General features: G+C 59.7%; 17 protein-coding genes. 6 read left to right on the top strand and 11 right to left on the bottom strand.

What is annotated here, in order from left to right; all coding sequences use genetic code 11:
• Positions 1-149 precede the first annotated feature (149 nt).
• Both ACP7E4_RS20090 and ACP7E4_RS20095 read left to right on the top strand, forming a co-directional pair.
• Positions 150-1,268: a methyl-accepting chemotaxis protein gene (locus tag ACP7E4_RS20090; RefSeq protein ID WP_426117479.1), complete on the top strand. Its 1,119-nt coding sequence runs from the start codon at positions 150-152 to the stop codon at positions 1,266-1,268.
• Positions 1,269-1,566: 298 nt separating this feature from the next.
• Entirely contained in the window at positions 1,567-3,048 is a 1,482-nt protein-coding gene (locus ACP7E4_RS20095) for a T6SS phospholipase effector Tle1-like catalytic domain-containing protein (RefSeq protein WP_426117338.1), read from the top strand.
• Positions 3,049-3,086: 38 nt separating this feature from the next.
• Here the strand turns inward: ACP7E4_RS20095 and ACP7E4_RS20100 are convergent, their stop codons facing one another.
• Both ACP7E4_RS20100 and ACP7E4_RS20105 read right to left on the bottom strand, forming a co-directional pair.
• Complete coding sequence (locus ACP7E4_RS20100; protein ID WP_426117340.1) at positions 3,087-3,332, bottom strand: DUF2789 domain-containing protein; 246 nt, start codon at positions 3,330-3,332, stop codon at positions 3,087-3,089.
• 131 nt (positions 3,333-3,463) lie between these two features.
• The gene (locus tag ACP7E4_RS20105; protein ID WP_426117342.1) at positions 3,464-3,694 is read right to left on the bottom strand and encodes a hypothetical protein; all 231 of its coding nucleotides are present in this window, start codon (positions 3,692-3,694) and stop codon (positions 3,464-3,466) included.
• Between the two features lie 489 nt (positions 3,695-4,183).
• Between ACP7E4_RS20105 and ACP7E4_RS20110 the strand changes: the two genes are divergently transcribed.
• Positions 4,184-4,651, top strand: coding sequence for a hypothetical protein (locus tag ACP7E4_RS20110; protein WP_065836371.1), 468 nt, complete (start codon positions 4,184-4,186; stop codon positions 4,649-4,651).
• Between the two features lie 43 nt (positions 4,652-4,694).
• Here the strand turns inward: ACP7E4_RS20110 and ACP7E4_RS20115 are convergent, their stop codons facing one another.
• From ACP7E4_RS20115 to ACP7E4_RS20145, 7 genes are all read right to left on the bottom strand, one after another.
• Entirely contained in the window at positions 4,695-5,069 is a 375-nt protein-coding gene (locus ACP7E4_RS20115) for a Na+/H+ antiporter subunit G (protein WP_426117344.1), read from the bottom strand.
• Positions 5,066-5,344, bottom strand: a complete 279-nt coding sequence (locus ACP7E4_RS20120; RefSeq protein ID WP_020291549.1) for a K+/H+ antiporter subunit F — start codon at positions 5,342-5,344, stop codon at positions 5,066-5,068. The genes ACP7E4_RS20115 and ACP7E4_RS20120 overlap by 4 nt, the downstream gene beginning before the upstream one ends.
• Entirely contained in the window at positions 5,341-5,829 is a 489-nt protein-coding gene (locus ACP7E4_RS20125; protein WP_426117346.1) for a Na+/H+ antiporter subunit E, read from the bottom strand. Before ACP7E4_RS20125 ends, ACP7E4_RS20120 begins: the two co-directional genes overlap by 4 nt.
• Positions 5,826-7,511, bottom strand: coding sequence for a monovalent cation/H+ antiporter subunit D (locus ACP7E4_RS20130; RefSeq protein ID WP_426117348.1), 1,686 nt, complete (start codon positions 7,509-7,511; stop codon positions 5,826-5,828). The genes ACP7E4_RS20125 and ACP7E4_RS20130 overlap by 4 nt, the downstream gene beginning before the upstream one ends.
• Positions 7,508-7,852 carry a Na+/H+ antiporter subunit C gene (locus tag ACP7E4_RS20135; protein ID WP_020291552.1) on the bottom strand — a complete coding sequence of 115 codons (345 nt, stop codon included), beginning with the start codon at positions 7,850-7,852 and terminating at the stop codon, positions 7,508-7,510. Before ACP7E4_RS20135 ends, ACP7E4_RS20130 begins: the two co-directional genes overlap by 4 nt.
• The gene (locus tag ACP7E4_RS20140; RefSeq protein WP_426117350.1) at positions 7,852-10,782 is read right to left on the bottom strand and encodes a monovalent cation/H+ antiporter subunit A; all 2,931 of its coding nucleotides are present in this window, start codon (positions 10,780-10,782) and stop codon (positions 7,852-7,854) included. The genes ACP7E4_RS20135 and ACP7E4_RS20140 overlap by 1 nt, the downstream gene beginning before the upstream one ends.
• A gap of 158 nt (positions 10,783-10,940) precedes the next feature.
• Complete coding sequence (locus tag ACP7E4_RS20145; protein ID WP_426117352.1) at positions 10,941-11,864, bottom strand: DMT family transporter; 924 nt, start codon at positions 11,862-11,864, stop codon at positions 10,941-10,943.
• Positions 11,865-11,968: 104 nt separating this feature from the next.
• On the opposite strand from ACP7E4_RS20145, the gene ACP7E4_RS20150 reads away from it, so the two are divergent.
• Both ACP7E4_RS20150 and ACP7E4_RS20155 read left to right on the top strand, forming a co-directional pair.
• Positions 11,969-12,532, top strand: a complete 564-nt coding sequence (locus tag ACP7E4_RS20150; RefSeq protein ID WP_426117354.1) for a helix-turn-helix domain-containing protein — start codon at positions 11,969-11,971, stop codon at positions 12,530-12,532.
• 208 nt (positions 12,533-12,740) lie between these two features.
• The gene (locus ACP7E4_RS20155) at positions 12,741-14,165 is read left to right on the top strand and encodes an FAD/NAD(P)-binding protein (protein WP_426117356.1); all 1,425 of its coding nucleotides are present in this window, start codon (positions 12,741-12,743) and stop codon (positions 14,163-14,165) included.
• Positions 14,166-14,219: 54 nt separating this feature from the next.
• Here the strand turns inward: ACP7E4_RS20155 and soxR are convergent, their stop codons facing one another.
• Entirely contained in the window at positions 14,220-14,681 is a 462-nt protein-coding gene (gene soxR, locus ACP7E4_RS20160; protein WP_426117358.1) for a redox-sensitive transcriptional activator SoxR, read from the bottom strand.
• A 94-nt stretch (positions 14,682-14,775) separates the two neighbouring features.
• Between soxR and ACP7E4_RS20165 the strand changes: the two genes are divergently transcribed.
• Positions 14,776-15,102, top strand: coding sequence for an antibiotic biosynthesis monooxygenase (locus tag ACP7E4_RS20165; protein ID WP_426117360.1), 327 nt, complete (start codon positions 14,776-14,778; stop codon positions 15,100-15,102).
• A gap of 13 nt (positions 15,103-15,115) precedes the next feature.
• Here ACP7E4_RS20165 and ACP7E4_RS20170 read toward each other — a convergent pair whose 3' ends face one another.
• Positions 15,116-16,216 (bottom strand): sigma-54 interaction domain-containing protein, encoded by a 1,101-nt coding sequence (locus ACP7E4_RS20170; protein ID WP_426117362.1) that lies wholly within the window; start codon positions 16,214-16,216, stop codon positions 15,116-15,118.
• Positions 16,217-16,221 lie beyond the last annotated feature (5 nt).

Raw genomic sequence — 16,221 nt, forward strand, 5'->3', positions numbered from 1 at the left:
CGGCGGAAAAAATCGTCACCAGCGCTGACGTGATGATCGCCACGGAACACCAGACCGCGCAGCTCAGCCAGCAGGCCTTGAGCGCTTCGAGCGAGGCGCGGCAAAGCAGCGACGCCGGCCGCAGTGTGCTGGGCGAATCCATAACCCGCATGCACGTTCTCAGCAAACGCGCCATCAGCAGCCGGGAGCTGATCGAGGCCTTGAGTCAGCGCAGTGAAGAGATTCAGCGCGTGACCCTGGTCATCCAGTCCATTGCCAGTCAGACCAATCTGTTGGCCCTCAATGCCGCTATCGAGGCTGCCCGCGCTGGCGAACATGGCCGCGGCTTTGCCGTGGTGGCCGATGAAGTCCGCGGCCTTGCCGGGCGTACCGCGACCGCGACCGAGGAAGTCGGCCAGATGGTGGCCGACATCCAGCAGCGAACGGCCCAGGTCGTTGAGCAGATCCGCCAGTTATCGACTGATCTGGACAGCGGTGTGGAGCAAGTCGAACTCACGGGTCGGCATCTGGAAAACATCGCGCGACTGACCGCCGGGGTCGAGCTGCAAGTCAGCGAAATCGCCTTGGGCGCGCAAACCAATCAAGAGCAACTGGATGGCCTGTTCGTCGCCGTGCAACAGATGCGCAGCGATCTGGCCATCAGCGATGACCAGACGCGCAAACTGGCGGATGCCGCCGTGCAGATGGAGGGTCAGGCTGAAACCATCAGTGAGCGCCTGGCAGAAGTGGGCCTGGATGATTATCACCAGCGTATCTATGACCTGGCGAAGGAGGGCGCCAGTCAGATCGCGCTGAAGTTCGAGCAGGATATTGATGAGGCCCGCGTCAGCATCGATGATTTGTTCGATCGCAATTACCAACCTATTGCCAAAACCGCACCGGCGAGATTTCAGACCCGTTTCGATCGTTACACCGATCAGGTGCTACCCGCGATTCAGGAGCCGCTGCTGACGCGACACGATGGCCTGGTGTTCGCCATTGCCTGCACGCCCCAGGGCTACGTCCCGACTCATAACAACGCGTTCAACCAGCCACTGACCGGAGATATTGCCGTCGATACGGCGCGCAATCGCAGCAAACGCAAATTCGACGACCGCACGGGCATCCGCTGTGGCAGCCATCAACAGGCGGTACTGCTACAGACCTACACCCGTGACACGGGGGAGCTGATGCACGATTTGTCCGTTCCGATCATGGTCAAGGGACGGCATTGGGGTGGTTTGCGCCTGGGTTATAAACCGGAGGGCTTGCCGCTGCGTCATTCCTGAGCGCTTGAGTCACGAGGCGGTGTCCGGTCGCACGTTGACCGGGTTTGCCTGTTTCTCAATTCAACTTGCGCTACTTCGTTTGATGTGATTAAAAAACAGGTCGCCTGAATAGGCGGCCTTTTTTTAAGTCGGATTTATATCTTCAAGTTGCTTATCTTTGCCAATCAAGTGTGTGGGATAAGTCTGAGTTTGTTTGTAGGCCTTGACGGTCGGGTATCGCTGAGCAAGCTGAATGTATCAATGTTTGTCATTGATTCATGCGGCTTGATTCAGTCGAGTTATAAAACGGATGCCCCCGATGATCAATACATGGAATGTAAACAAATCCTCCGATACGCCCGGCACAGCAATGCTCAGTGTGACCGTGCGTATTGGAGTTTTTTTTGATGGAACAGGTAATAACCGGGTAAACAGCCAGATCGGCGCGGATTGTAGGGCGATGGCTGAGATAAACAACAATGCCCATATTCGCGAGTGTAAAGGACGTCACGATGAGTCGGGCAGTAGTTACGCCAATGATTTCAGTAATATTTCCAGGCTGGCAGGACTTTATCGCTTGCAGCCCAAAGCCAGTAATAACGGCGCGGGTCTGAATGTCTACTGGCCAGTCTATATAAGCGGTGCAGGGACGATTTCCGGTGGGCGAGATTCGTTCTGGCCGGGACAGACCTTCGGTCGTGGGCCTACGGGAGTCGTGGCCAAGGTTGCACGCGCGATGCAAAAGATAGGCGAGCGGCTCAAGGGCTTTTCACGGGATAACCCCGACTGCGTTGTCGGCGCGCTGGAGTTCGATGTATTTGGCTTCAGTCGCGGCGCGGCAGCTGCCCGGCATTTTATCAACGAGGTGCTTAAACGGGAAAAAGGCAGTCTTGAGCCTGCGCTCAATCAGCGCAACGTTCCGTTGAGCCCGGAGTTCTCCTGGAATAACGATCGCGTAACAATCAGGTTCGTCGGCTTGTTCGACACGGTGGCGGCCATCGGCGGCTTCAAGGATCTGGGCAATGTCAGCGACGCCACCAATCGAAACGTCAATTTGTACCTGGCGCCGGGCTCTGTCGAGCATGTGGTGCATCTGGTGGCGCGTGATGAGTTGCGGCGCAATTTCGCCCTCAACAGCGTCGCCCCGCACTGGCCGCGAGAAATTCTGCTGCCGGGGGCGCATTCAGATATCGGTGGTGGTTATCACCCGCAAATGCAGGAGCGAGTGCTACTGACTCGCCCGCGCTGGAGTGTGGTGGGCTGTGACACACCGTCCGAGTTGACCGGCGCATGGCGCAAGGCGTACGGGGACCTGCAGGCACTGGACGCCAGCGAACTGGTGGATCCGCTGGACAGTGACGCTTCATTGTCAGTGGTGTGTGAGCAAACGACGCTGATGAGGTCCTGCAACAAACTCAACGTCAAGTCGGTCATGGCCGCAGTGTGCTTGCGGCGCAAGGTATTCGGGCATCTTTCCCGGGTGCATCTGCGCGTCATGCACGGGCTGGCCTGCGCCGACGGGGTTCCGTTTGAGTCGATTCCGGTCAGCGATGCATTCAATCTGCCGCCGGAGTTGCAACGCATCGCGCAGAAACTCACGGACTATGCAGAAAACGGAATTTACACGTTGGATGAACGAGAAGAGCAGTTATTGCGTCGACGCTACATACATCGATCGGCACATTGGGACGCCGCAATTCGCGGTACCGGACAACTGAACGAGGCGTTATTCGTGCATGCCCCGGCACAGGGAGGCCGGGTGCTGCATCCCAATGTCGAAATGCCGGGTTATCCGTTGTAATACCGCCGACTCGCTCCAACGAATTCTTTGAGCGTCGATCAGTTTGGTTGCGAAGCTGCGTGCAGCAACACGTTCAGCTCGTCGACGACCGGCGCCCATTCAGCGTCTTCGCGCAATTCTTCCTTGAGGAAGCGCGCTTGCTGCGGTGTCCAGAAGTCAGCTTCGGACAGCTTCACATCGTCGGGCAGCGGGTGAGCTGCCACGAACGCATCGATACTCGCCTGGTCAGAGTCCAGACCCAGTTGCTCAAAAAGTGTCGCCAGTGTCGGTGTGGTCAGTTCCATGTCATCTCCTCGGCGGGTACGAAACCCTGTTGGTCAGTGCTCTCTTGAGCCTTCGTCATGCATCAGAGTGCTGACGCAGCGCAAGAGTTCGAACCGATGAACCGGTGAGTCCAGGCTGCTGCAGGTAGCGGCTAAACGCTCAAGGCGCCTTGATCAATAGCAGTTTTCAACTCTTGCGCTGCTTCCCGGGCGGCGGTGGCGGCAACCTCGGCAGTCTTGAACCAACGGTCTTTTTCAACCTGGTGCGAGGTAATTGCCTGCTTGCCTTCTTTCGCGCGCATGACAATGACGGCCTGAAACTCACCTTCTATTTCTCTGCACTCACCCCAGATAAAGAACTCGCCAATATCAAATTCAGTCACTTATTACCTTCCCATGGATGACGAGCCGCTTGCGACCAAGGTGAATGGACGCAAGGTCTGATTTTTTTTGATTTGCGCGAGTATGGCAGTTGTTGGCGTGTGCGGGCGTCTTAAAGTAGTGGCAATGACGAATGACCGGTTCCTCATTGAGACTGAAAAGTAGGATTTGTCTTCGCTGGATAGGTTATTTCGGTCTTGATCGCGTCGGAAACAGCCCATGATGCTGCTGCAGGTGAAAGGGATATATCCCGCAGGCATCCGGAGCCGGTAGAATCCCCTTCGTGCCAGCGCTGAAAGCGCGTCGGCATTGTCGATTTCCTTCTGCCCCGTAGCGCCAGCGATGGCTTCCTTGTGTCACACCGTGGCCGCGAATGCCTCAACGCCAGGCAAAGGAGTTGCCCGCTCGATGCGGTAGAAAGGAACAGAAGTACTTTTTTGATCGCCCGATTCTGCTCGGGCGGGATCATTTTCATGTTGGGGGTTTACACATTGGCAGTAACTAGTCTGGATACGCACGCTCTATTCGTACTGGGTGACCTACGCGCGAAGTTGGTCAAGCAGTTCCAATCTCGATTTGTGTATGTCACCGAGCAATCCGCCGAAGGGATTTACATTGCCGAGATCGATACCGAGAGCGCTCTGGTGGTGGATGACAAACCCCGCCTGGAACTCAAGGTCGGCGATCATTTCCGCGCCGCAGTATTGCCCAGTCGCGAAGGCGGCAAGTTTGAACTGAAGTTCCGCGACATCAAGTTGACGGTCTATGGTCTGGGCGAATACGCCTACGTGGATATTCCCGAAGGCCATGGCATTGTGTTCAAGGAAGGCCATGGTGTGATGATGGTTTTCGCCGCCAACGATCAGTTGCAAGGCGCGCTCACCAAAACCCTGAAAGCCGCAGTCGCCAAGGCCGCCAAGTGGCGCAAGGGCGAGCTGGTTTTCAAGGCCAGCGAGTAAACCGCTGCAGGGCTGCAAAGCCGGCGGCCGCTTCGATGGCCGCTCAGCTACCGCCTGAATCCCCTGACTGACCGCTGCTGACTTCCGGTGGTACATCTTCCATGGCCATGCGCTTGCGGAACAGTGCCGTGCGCGCCAACAGCAGGGTCGTCACCGGCACCGTGATTGCCAGCAGTACCGGGATCAGCCAGGCATGGATCACCGGCTCGGCCTTGAGCGCCGAGAAATAGATGATCGAGGCCAGCGCCACGCACCAGGTGCCCAGCGTCGATGCCAGCGCCGGCGGGTGCATGCGCTGGAAAAAGTCCTTCATGCGCAGCAACCCAAGTGCGCCGGTCAGCGCAAACAGACTGCTGACGATCAGCAATACGGCGGTCAGCGCTTCGACCCAAAACGGTAAAACCACAGAGGGATTCATTCGATCACTTCTCCGCGCAGCAGGAACTTGGCCAGGGCGAACGAACCGACAAAGCCGAACAGGGCAATCAGCAGCGCTGCTTCGAAATAGGTGTCGCTGGCGTAGCGGATGCCCAGCACCAGCATCATCAGCATGGCGATGATGTACAGGTAATCCAGGGCCAGCACCCGATCCTGTGCCGACGGGCCCTTGAACAGGCGAACCAGCGTCAGGACCATCGCCAGCGCAAAGATCAGCAGACTGGCGAGAATGGCATTGCCGAGCACGGCACTCATTGGAAAATCTCCATCAACGGGCGCTCATAAGCGGTCTTGAAATGCTCGATGAAGCGCGCTTCATCGTCCAGGTCGAAAACGTGCATCAGCAGGACGCTGCGGTCCAGCGCCAACTCGGACCAAACGGTGCCGGGAACCACTGTGGTGATCATCGACAACGCGGCAAGGCCATTGGCATCGTGCAGGTCCAGCGGCACCTTGACGAAGGCGGAACGCGGCGGCCTGCGCTTGGCATTCCAGACGGTCCAGCCCACCTGGACGTTGGAAACCAGCACATCACGACCCACCAGGAAAAACAGCTTGAGGATTGTGCCCGGCTTGCGAATCCGCACGGACAGCGGTCGTAGCGGAGCCATCAATAGCGGGGCTAGCACGCCAAACAGAATCGCCAACAGCAGATTGCCGGGGCTGATCGACAGGTTCAGGACCAGCCACAACACGGCCAGTGCCACGGAGAACAACGGAGCCGGAAACACACGTTTCATGGTTGCACCGCCGATATTGCCGAGTCACTGACCGGACCGGGCAGCGGGCGAGTGGCCATGACCGACTGGATGTATTGCTTGGGTTCATGCAGCGCCGCAGCGGTGTCCTGGGTGTAACGCAGCAGCGGTTCGGCCTGGAACGTCAGGGCAACGCAGAGGCCCAGCAGGATCACGATAGGCAAGCATTCGAAGCGTCGCAGCAGCGGTGCCGGTTGCTCTTGCGGGGTCCAGAAGCGCTGGATACCAATCCGGGAAAACGCCAGCAACGACGCCAGTCCAGAAAAAATCAGCAGCCCGGTAAACACCCAGGTCCGCGTGGCAATCGCTTCACTCTGAGCAACATCGAGCCCGAACGGATTGAGCAGGGCGCTGAGCAGTGCCAGTTTGCCGATGAAGCCTGACAGCGGCGGCATGCCGATAATCAGCAACGCCGACACGATGAAACTCAAACCCAGAAATGCCACGGTCATGGGAATGACCTGACCGACCACAGCCTTCTGTTGGTCATCCAGGTTGATGCCCGGCGGCGGGTGCAGCGATTCCATGGTTCGCGGCAACTGGTCGGCGTCGTCGTCCAGCGGGATTTCATTGGCCGAGCGCGAGCGCTCGATCAATTCAGCCAGCAGGAACATCGCACTCAGGGCCAGGGTCGAACTGACCAGATAGAACAGCGCGCCAGCGGTGAGGCTTGGCTGGGCGAAGCCGATGGCCGCCAGCAGAATGCCCGCCGACACCAGGATGCTCAGGCCGGCCATACGCTCCAGGCGCTGGGCAGCGATGATCGATACGGCGGCGGTGAAAATGGTCGCCATGCCGCCGTAGATCAGCCAGTCGCCGCCGAACAGGGCCGACGCTCCGGCTTGTCCGGAAAACAGCAGGGTCCACAGGCGCAGCAAGGTGTAGATGCCGACCTTGGTCATGATCGCGAACATCGCCGCGACCGGCGCGCTGGCCGCCGAGTAGGCCGGAACCAGCCAGAAATTAAGCGGCCACATGCCCGCCTTGGCCAGAAACGCCACCGCAAGAATCGCCGCGCCAGCGTGCAGTAGTCCAAGGTCCGCTTCCGGAACCTGCGGGATTTTCATGGCCAGGTCAGCCATGTTCAGCGTCCCGGTCACGCCATAGATCAACGCGGCACCAATCAGGAACAACGACGAGGCCAGCAGGTTGATCGCGATGTAATGCAGGCCCGCCGAAACCCGCGCACGCCCCGAACCATGCAACATCAAGCCGTAGGACGCAGCGAGCAAGACCTCGAAAAATACGAACAGGTTGAACAGGTCGGCGGTCAGAAACGCACCGTACAGCCCCATCAACTGGATCTGGAACAACGCGTGGAAGCTGGCGCCGGCCCGATCCCAGCGGGCGAGGGCGAACAGCAGGGCGCAGACACCAATGATGCCGGTCAATACCAGCATCAGCGCTGACAGATGATCCACTACCAGCACGATGCCGAACGGTACTTCCCAGTTGCCCGGCAGGTACACGCCTATCGAGCCGGTGGTGCCGCTTTTCTGGACCCAGATGAACAGCGCGATGGAGATGCCCAGGCCCAGCACGCTGGAAAACAGATTGATCCGCCCTTTGAGCGGGCGGTGCTTTTCGCCGAGCCAGAGCATGATCGCCGCCGTGAGCAACGGCAGCAGGATCGGCGCGACGATCAGTTGATTCATCCAGGTCATTCTTTAGGCTCCCGGCCGTCCACATGGTCGGTGCCGGTCAAGCCGCGCGAAGCCAGCAGCAACACCAGAAACAACGCGGTCATGGCGAAGCTGATGACGATGGCCGTCAACACCAGCGCCTGCGGCAATGGATCGGTGTAATGCAGCAAGTCTTGCGGCACGCCGTCCTTGATGATCGGCTCGCGGCCGATGAACAGGCTGCCCATGCTGAAGATGAACAGATTGACGCCGTAAGACAGCAGGCACAGGCCCATCACCACCTGAAAGGTTCGGGGGCGCAGGATCAGCCAGACGCCGGAGGCAACCAGAACGCCGATGGCAATTGCGATGACTTCTTCCATCAGACGGTTCCTTGTTCTGCGACGGGGGTCGGGACGGGCTTGGGCAGCGACGTCGGGCGATGGCTACGCACCGATTGGTGCGCCAGGGCGGTCAGAATCAGCAGCGTCGAGCCCACCACGACGGCGTACACCCCGATGTCGAAAAACAGCGCGCTGGCCACGTGAATATCGCCCAGCCACGGCAGATCCAAGTGCGCGGTGTGGGTGGTCATGAACGGATAGCCCAGCAGCATCGAGCCCAGGCCAGTCATGATTGCGAACAGGAAGCCCGTGCCCATCCAGCGCAGCGGCCGCAGGCGCATCTGCGCTTCAACCCACTGCGTGCCGGCGACCATGTATTGCAGGATGAACGCCACTGACATCACCAGCCCGGCGACAAAACCGCCGCCCGGCTGATTGTGCCCGCGCATGAACAGATACATCGACACTACAAAAGCAATCGGCAGCAACAGGCGCACCAACACGGCAGGCACCATCATGAAACCCAGCGCGGTATCGCTGGCGCTGCGCGGATTGACCAGATCGGTGACCACGTCCCGGGCCAGCTGGCGCTGCTGGGCAGGCAAGGGAATGCTCTCTTTCGGCGGGCGGAAGCGCCGCAACAGAGCAAAAACCGTCAGCGCCACGGCAGCCAGCACAGTGATTTCGCCGAAGGTATCGAAGCCACGGAAATCCACCAGCATCACGTTGACCACGTTGCTGCCGCCACCTTCCGGAATCGCCCGACTCAGGTAGAACGACGAGATCACATTCGGCGTGGCGCGGGTCAACATCGCATAGGACAACAACGCCATGCCGCCGCCGACCAGCGTCGAGAGGATCAGGTCGCGAACCCGACGCGCTCTGGCACGCGTGCGCGTGCTGACCAATGGCGCCACATCTTCGTTACGCCGTGGCAGCCAGCGCAGGCCGAGCAGAATCAGCACCGAGGTGACCACTTCCACCACCAGTTGGGTCAGGGCCAGATCCGGCGCGGAAAACCAGACAAAGGTGATACAGGTCATCAAGCCGCAGACGCTGACCATGATTACCGCAGCCAGGCGGTGATATTTACCCTGCCATGCAGCGCCCAGGGCGCAGGCGATCGCGATCAGCCATAACGTGACGAACACCCCGGAACCAGGGATCTTCGGTCGATCACCCCAGGTCAGGCCGCTGAAATACATCGGAATGAAGCCGCCGACCAAGGCCGCCAACACCAACAGGAATAGCTGCGGTTGCAGGCGACGGGTGCTGATCTGCCGCTCGAAGCGGCGTGCCCAGCGCGTCAGCAGCACCAGCGAGCGTTCGAACAGGCGCTTGCCGTTGAGGCGATTGACCAGCGGCGGGCCGGCGAAGCGGTGCTGTTTGAATGACGGGCGCAGCAGCAGGTACAGGGCGATGCCGCCGGCCATGGCGATCAGGCTCATGATCATCGGTGCGTTCCAGCCATGCCAGATCGCCAGACTGTATTCCGGCAACGTACCGCCGACCACCGGTTGGGCGGCTGCCGCCAGCAACGGGCCGACAGAGTGGGTCGGGAAGATCCCGACGATCAGACAGGCCAGAACCAGAAACTCCACTGGCGCCCGCATCCAGCGTGGTGGCTCATGGGGTGTGTGCGGCAGATCGGTGGCCTTGGGGCCGAAAAATACATCCACGGTAAAGCGCAACGAGTACGCCACGCTGAACACGCCTGCAATGGTCGCGATGATCGGCAGCGCCATCTCGACCCAGGCGGAGGAAGAGATGAACACCGTTTCGGCGAAGAACATTTCCTTGGACAGAAAACCGTTGAGCAGCGGTACTCCGGCCATGGACGCACTGGCGACCATCGCCAGCGTCGCGGTATAGGGAATCAAAGTGATCAGGCCGCTGAGCCGGCGTATATCCCGGGTGCCGCTTTCGTGGTCGATAATGCCCGCCGCCATGAACAGCGAGGCCTTGAACGTAGCGTGGTTGAGAATGTGGAACACTGCCGCCACTGCGGCCAATGGACTGTTGAGACCCAGCAGCAAGGTGATCAGTCCCAGATGACTGATGGTCGAATAGGCGAGCAGGCCCTTGAGGTCGTTCTGGAAAATCGCCGAATACGCGCCAAGAATCAGCGTGCAGGCGCCCGCGCCACTGACGATCCAGAACCACTGCTCGCTACCGGACAACGCCGGCCAGAAGCGCGCCAGCAGGAAGACCCCGGCCTTGACCATGGTTGCTGAGTGCAGATACGCGGAAACCGGCGTCGGTGCCGCCATGGCGTGAGGAAGCCAGAAGTGAAACGGAAATTGCGCGCTCTTGCTCAAGGCGCCAATCAGAATCAGCGTCAGTAGTACCGGATACAGGGCATGGGCACGAATAGCTTCCCCAGAGGCCAGCACCCGGTCCAGATCGTAGCTGCCGACCACGTGACCGAGCAGCATCATGCCGACCAGCAACGCCAGGCCGCCGACGCCGGTGACCATCAGTGCCATATAAGCGCCACGGCGTGCATCGGCGCGGTGGTGCCAGTAACCGATCAGCAGGAAGGAGAAAACGCTGGTCAGTTCCCAGAAAAACACGATTTGGATCAAATTGCCCGACATCACCAGTCCGAGCATGGCGCCCATGAATGCCAGAAAAAACGCGAAGAAGCGCGGTACCGGGTCATCCGGTGACATATAGTAACGGGCATACAGGGAAACCAGCGTGCCGATCCCCAGCACCAGCATCGAGAACAGCCAGGCAAAGCCGTCCATGCGCAGGGCGAAATTCAGGCCCAGGCTCGGCAGCCAGAAAAATTCTTCGCGAATCACGCCGCCATCAACGATTTGCGGATACCACAATGCCACCTGAATTGCGCCGGTCAGTGCGACCACTCCGGCCAGAATCGATTCAGCATTGCGTGCGTTGTGCGGCAAAAGTGCCGCCAGACAGCTGCCAATAAACGGCAGAAGCAGTAGAACTATCAGGGACATAGGCTTCTAATCTGCGGGGAAATGTCAAGGATCATACGTGCTGCACCCGGCATCACCAAACACCAAGGTGTCGCAGAATCCTACAAGCTTTGTAGACTGCGATTGATTGCGGCCTACAAAATAAACATTTGCTACACAGATTAAAGCCGGTTGCCGGATCAGTCCGCTTCGTTCAGACGCTCTTCTTCGGGTTGCTGCTGGATGGCTGGTTTGCCACGGCTTTTCATCTCGCTGACGATCACCCCGGCGACGATCAGTGCCGCGCCGAGCAAGGCGATGCCTGGCAAACGTTCACCGGCCAGGCGTCCGAAGATTCCGGCCCAGACCGGTTCGCCGGCATAAATCACGGTAGCGCGGGTTGGCGAGACGGTGCGTTGCGCCCAGTTCATCGCCACTTGAATCACTGCGCTCATGGCACCCAGGCCGATGGCGCTGATCACCAGCAGCCAGGAGAAATCCGGCAGGCGTTCGCCCGTGGGCACCACCATCAGGAACGACAGCAGCGACGCGGTTGCCAGTTGCACCACGGTAACCCGGCGTACATCGACCTTGCCGCCATAAGCGCTGATCAGAATGATCTCGGCTGCAATCGCGATGGCGCTCACTACCGTGGCAATTTCCCCGGAGCTGAACTGCAACGCCGCACCGTTGGGGCCTGAAAGCAGCATCAGACCGGCAAACGCCAGGGCGATGCCGATGCTGGGCATCAATCCCGGGCGCCGCCCGAGTACCAGCCACTGCAACAGCGGGACAAATGGCACGTACAGCGCCGTGATGAACGCGGACTGACTGCTGGGGATGGTCTGCAGGCCCATGGTCTGCAAGCCGTAACCGAGCATGATCGCGGCACCGATGGCGATGCCGGCCTTGAGTTCGACCAGGGTCAGCTCGCGCATGACACTCATTGAGAACGCCGCGACGATCAAGGCGGCGGCAGCAAAGCGCAGGCCGACAAAAAACATCGGTCCACTGACGGTCATGGCATGTTGCACAAGCAGGAATGTCCCGCCCCAGATCAAGGTGATCAGCACCAATACCAATTCTGCTTTGCTGAGTCGTGGCTTCATCAGGGTAGACTTCATGCTTTCACCGGGCTTGATCGCCTTGCGTATCGCCAAGGCACAACGCATCATGCGTCAAAAGGTGCGCAGTATACTGCGCAATCAGGTCAAGAGAGCAAACGATAGTGAATGACGACCATTCCCAACGCGCACCCGTGCTGCAACACGTCAGTCAAAATGTGCGTCGCCTGCGTAATGCACTGGATTTCAGCCAGACCGCGCTGGCGGAAAAATCCGGTGTCAGTCGACGCATGTTGGTGGCGATAGAAGCAGGGGAGAAGAACGTCAGCCTCGCGACGCTGGACCGGGTCGCCGAGGCGCTGGATGTCGCGTTCAGCGATCTGATTCAGGCGCCGGAAGGACGTGATCCCAGTCGCATCAACGAAATCGCCTGGGCAGGTTCGATTCCTGGTAGTCGAGCGGTGTTGCTGGCCAAGGCCACCGCCCGGCGTGAAGTGGAGCTATGGGAATTCTCCCTGGAACCCGGCGAAGTCTATGAGTCCGAAGCGGATCCGGATGGCTGGAGCGAGCAGGTGTATGTCGTGCATGGCCGCTTGACCATTAATCTGACGGACGAGGTTCGGCAGGTTGGCCCGGGTGAATTCTTCATGTTTGCCAGCAATCAGGCCCACAGCTATCGAAATGAAGGCGAGGTTACCGTGCGCTTTGTGCGCAACGTCGTGCTGTAGCGCGAGACCCTCGACTGTTTGCCCCGCTACAGCAGATCAACAGTTTGTGTACCAATGACTACTTTGCAAATCCCGACGCCAGGCTATTCTTGCGTTGATTCTTGTGTCGATAGCGTCGTTCAACTCCAGTTCAAGGGCGGGCACGGGCTGTGCACTGTCATCTGGATCGACGCCAGCCCGAGCGCGGCCTTTCCTAGGTGAACCCCCAATGATCTCCCCGATTCAGCAAGCCGTTGACCCTTCTCGTAGCGCCGACATCCTGGTGGTCGGCGGCGGCTTGAGCGGCAGCATGCTCGCCGTGCAACTGCTGCGCCTGCCCGGTACGCGACATATCCTGATTGTCGAACCACGGGAAGAGCTGGGCCGAGGCGAAGCCTACAGCGCCACCGAACTGGGCCATACGCTCAACGGCAATGCGGCGCGGATGAGCGTCGATCCCGACAATGCCGATGATCTGACCCAATGGCTGACTGATTTCATCGCTGGCGGTGGCTGGCCTGAATCCGATCAACAGCACGTGCCGATTGCCGAGTTGTTTCCGCCTCGGGGCATTTTCGGCCTGTATGTGCAACAGCGCCTGGCCGAGGCCCGTGTGCTTGGCGCGACTCGGGGTTCCTCGGCGGAGCATGTGCGTGGCGAAGTGGTGGATCTGCAAGTCAGTGAAACCGGGGTGACGCTCGATCTCGCCGACGGTCAACGACTCTCAGGTCGCCACGCTGTGCTGGCAACCGGCATGTATGCCGCTGCGCGCACGCCGCAACGCCAATCCAGCGGGCTCAACGCAGCGGCCGTCGACCCTTGGGATGTCAGTGCCATGCGCCAGCTCGATCCCCTATCGCGGGTATTGATCATCGGTTCGGGTTTGACCATGGTTGATGCCGTGGTCTCGTTGCAGCAGGCCGGCCATCGCGGACCTGTCGAAATATTCTCGCGCCACGGGCTGCTGCCCCATGTGCGCCGTCAACCACCGATCTGGGTGGATTTTCTCGCCGAGGACCCGAGCATTCGCAGTACCCGGCAATTGGTGCGCAAGTTGCGCGAGCAATGTGAATTGGCCATCGAGAACGGTATCGACTGGCAAGCGCCGCTGGACACGGTGCGAGCCAATATCGGACGACTGTGGAATCAGGCTACTGACGTGCAGCGTCGCCAATTCGTACGCCATGTGCGGCCATGGTGGGAGAGCCACCATCACCGTTCGCCGCCGCCTGGCGCTGCAGTGCTTAGCCAATTGATCAAACAGGGGCGCGTGACTATTCAGGCTGCTTCGTTGCAAGGTTTTGAAACGCTGCCTTCAGGTCAGTTGCAGATTCGCATTCGTCGGCGCGGTGAGCAGGAAACGTCGCTGGTGACCGGGGATGCGTTGATCAACTCCACGGGAATCGAATACGACTGGCGGCGGGTCGACCGCCCGCTGCCTCGACAGTTGCTCGCCCGTGGTCTGATTCAGCCAGGGCCGCTGGCATTGGGCATCGCTGCGGACACTGGCGGTGCAGTGCTGGATGCGCAAGGGCAAATATCTTCGCGGCTGTTCGCCATGGGTCCGCCGTTGCGCGGCGTGTGGTGGGAAAGCACCGCCGTGACCGACGTGGCGCTACAGGCCAAAGCCCTGGCTGCGCGGCTGGCGGGTTAATACCTCGCCGACGTCGTTGGAGCGGGGCTTGATCGTGGCCATAATCCTTATTCCCTATTCCCCCTCTAGCAATTGCGGCCCCGAACCCTGCTCGCCCAACTTATCCCCCCAGTTGCGTAGCGGACAGGCATCCATCGACAGGCAACCGCAGCCAATGCACCCGGTGAGCTGGTCACGCAGCGCGGTGAGCCGATTGATCCGGTCATCCAGTTCGGTTTTCCATTGCGCCGACAGCTTGTGCCAGTCGGCGGCAGTGGGTGTGCGGCCTTCGGGCAAGGTTTGCAAGGCTGCGTGGATGCTGGCCAACGGCAGGCCCAAACGCTGCGCCACCTTGATCAACGCCACGCGCCGCAGCATTTCCCGGGGATAACGCCGCTGGTTGCCGGCATTGCGCTGGCTGCTGATCAGCCCCTTGCTTTCGTAAAAGTGCAACGCCGTCACGGCCACGCCGCTGCGGGTCGCCAGTTGGCCGACGGTGAGCTGTCGATTCGGGTTTATCGGCTTGGCATCGTTCATGGCGATTTGCTGCTTGACCTCTAGTTAACTAGAGGTTTTACCCTTCGAGGCCTGAGTTCGCAATCGACTTTGGTCAAGACAGTGGAGAAATGACATGACGCAACCTGTGAGCCATCGCCTGGTCAATCAACTTATCGAGTTCACGACCGACTCGCGCCAGCAGCCGGCATTGGTCGCGGCGCTGCTCGATCAGGTCGAGCGTTTCACCTGCACCTATCCGGGATTCATCAGCGCCACGGTCCAGGCCAGCGATGACGGTCGGCGCGTGCTCAATCAGGTGTTGTGGCAATCAAGGACGGCCAGTGAAGAAGCCTTGCGCAGCGCCGAGCAGGATTTCACGGCGTTCCTGCGCGAACACCGCGTCACCGCAGTCAACTTTAACGCCTATCAAGTGCTGGGCCGGGTTACCCCGACCCGCTAGGGCAGGGCGAGCGTCAGACCGAGAGCTGCATCAACCGGTCGCCTTGCAGATTTTCACCGGGACGCCGTTTGTTTACGGCCAGTTCGCCGATATTGATCAGCCGAGTGCGGGTGACGTTACGGCTCAAGCCCAGCAGTGCGGCGGTGTGAACCTGATTGCAGTGGCTGAAACGATAGGCCGCACGCAGTAACGCGTCCTCGACTTTTTCATGCAGCGCGCCAGCCTGTTCTTCGAACAGTTTCTGGAACGCCCGGTTCAGCAGGGCTTCAGCCGAGTCGTCAAGGGCCGCTGAGTCTTCCTGACGCTCGATACGCAGATTGGACAAGCGCAGATCATCACGCTGAATCACCCCATCGCGGCACACCAGCAAGGTGTGATGAATGACGTTTTCCAGTTCACGAATGTTGCCCGGCCAACTGTAGCCTTTGAGTTTCTGCTCGGCTTCGCTGTTCAGCCGAATTGAACCGTAGCCCAGACGGCGGCTGTAAACCTCGATGAAATGCCGGGTCAGCGGCAGGATATCACCGGGACGTTCGCGCAACGGTTGCAGTTCCAGATTGACCACGTCCAGCCGGTAGTACAAATCCTCGCGGAAATGTCCGGCATTGATGGCTTTTTCCAGCTGCACGTTGGTGGCCGCCAGCACCCGGACGTTGATCGGAATGCTTTTGCGTGAACCCAGACGCACCACTTCGCGTTCTTGCAACACGCGCAGCAACTTGACCTGGATCGGCATGGGCAAATCGCCGATCTCATCGAGGAACAAGGTGCCGCCATTGGCTTCTTCGAACCAGCCCGCCTTGGCGCCGAGGGCGCCGGTGAAAGCGCCTTTTTCATGGCCGAACAGCTCGGCCTCGACCAGCGATTCGGAAAAAGCCCCGCAATTGACGGCAACGAAAGGCAGATTACGCCGCTCGCTCAGATTATGGATATGCCGCGCCACCAATTCCTTGCCGGTGCCGGTTTCACCGATGATCAAGACGCTGGCGTCGCTGGGCGCAACCTGCTGCAAATGCGCCAGCAGGGCTTTGGATTTCGGGTCTTCGAACACCTGCGCGGTGGCCCGGATCGAGGTGGCCAGCGCCGGGTTGGGCGGCAACGTCAGTAACTGCATAGGGT

Source organism: Pseudomonas sp. DSP3-2-3 (assembly GCF_049898225.1).
Taxonomy (GTDB): Bacteria; Pseudomonadota; Gammaproteobacteria; order Pseudomonadales; family Pseudomonadaceae; genus Aquipseudomonas.

What these genes read in the sequence shown, in the direction of transcription:
- ACP7E4_RS20170 (WP_426117362.1), bottom strand. Translation starts at nt 16,216, where the DNA reads ATGCAGTTACTGACGTTGCCGCCCAACCCGGCGCTGGCCACCTCGATC.
- ACP7E4_RS20100 (WP_426117340.1), bottom strand. Translation starts at nt 3,332, where the DNA reads ATGGAACTGACCACACCGACACTGGCGACACTTTTTGAGCAACTGGGT.
- ACP7E4_RS20135 (WP_020291552.1), bottom strand. Translation starts at nt 7,852, where the DNA reads ATGGAAGAAGTCATCGCAATTGCCATCGGCGTTCTGGTTGCCTCCGGC.
- ACP7E4_RS20140 (WP_426117350.1), bottom strand. Translation starts at nt 10,782, where the DNA reads ATGTCCCTGATAGTTCTACTGCTTCTGCCGTTTATTGGCAGCTGTCTG.
- ACP7E4_RS20090 (WP_426117479.1), top strand. Translation starts at nt 150, where the DNA reads ATGCACGTTCTCAGCAAACGCGCCATCAGCAGCCGGGAGCTGATCGAG.
- ACP7E4_RS20095 (WP_426117338.1), top strand. Translation starts at nt 1,567, where the DNA reads ATGATCAATACATGGAATGTAAACAAATCCTCCGATACGCCCGGCACA.
- ACP7E4_RS20115 (WP_426117344.1), bottom strand. Translation starts at nt 5,069, where the DNA reads ATGAATCCCTCTGTGGTTTTACCGTTTTGGGTCGAAGCGCTGACCGCC.
- ACP7E4_RS20155 (WP_426117356.1), top strand. Translation starts at nt 12,741, where the DNA reads ATGATCTCCCCGATTCAGCAAGCCGTTGACCCTTCTCGTAGCGCCGAC.
- soxR (WP_426117358.1), bottom strand. Translation starts at nt 14,681, where the DNA reads ATGAACGATGCCAAGCCGATAAACCCGAATCGACAGCTCACCGTCGGC.
- ACP7E4_RS20130 (WP_426117348.1), bottom strand. Translation starts at nt 7,511, where the DNA reads ATGACCTGGATGAATCAACTGATCGTCGCGCCGATCCTGCTGCCGTTG.
- ACP7E4_RS20120 (WP_020291549.1), bottom strand. Translation starts at nt 5,344, where the DNA reads ATGAGTGCCGTGCTCGGCAATGCCATTCTCGCCAGTCTGCTGATCTTT.
- ACP7E4_RS20165 (WP_426117360.1), top strand. Translation starts at nt 14,776, where the DNA reads ATGACGCAACCTGTGAGCCATCGCCTGGTCAATCAACTTATCGAGTTC.
- ACP7E4_RS20145 (WP_426117352.1), bottom strand. Translation starts at nt 11,864, where the DNA reads ATGAAGTCTACCCTGATGAAGCCACGACTCAGCAAAGCAGAATTGGTA.
- ACP7E4_RS20125 (WP_426117346.1), bottom strand. Translation starts at nt 5,829, where the DNA reads ATGAAACGTGTGTTTCCGGCTCCGTTGTTCTCCGTGGCACTGGCCGTG.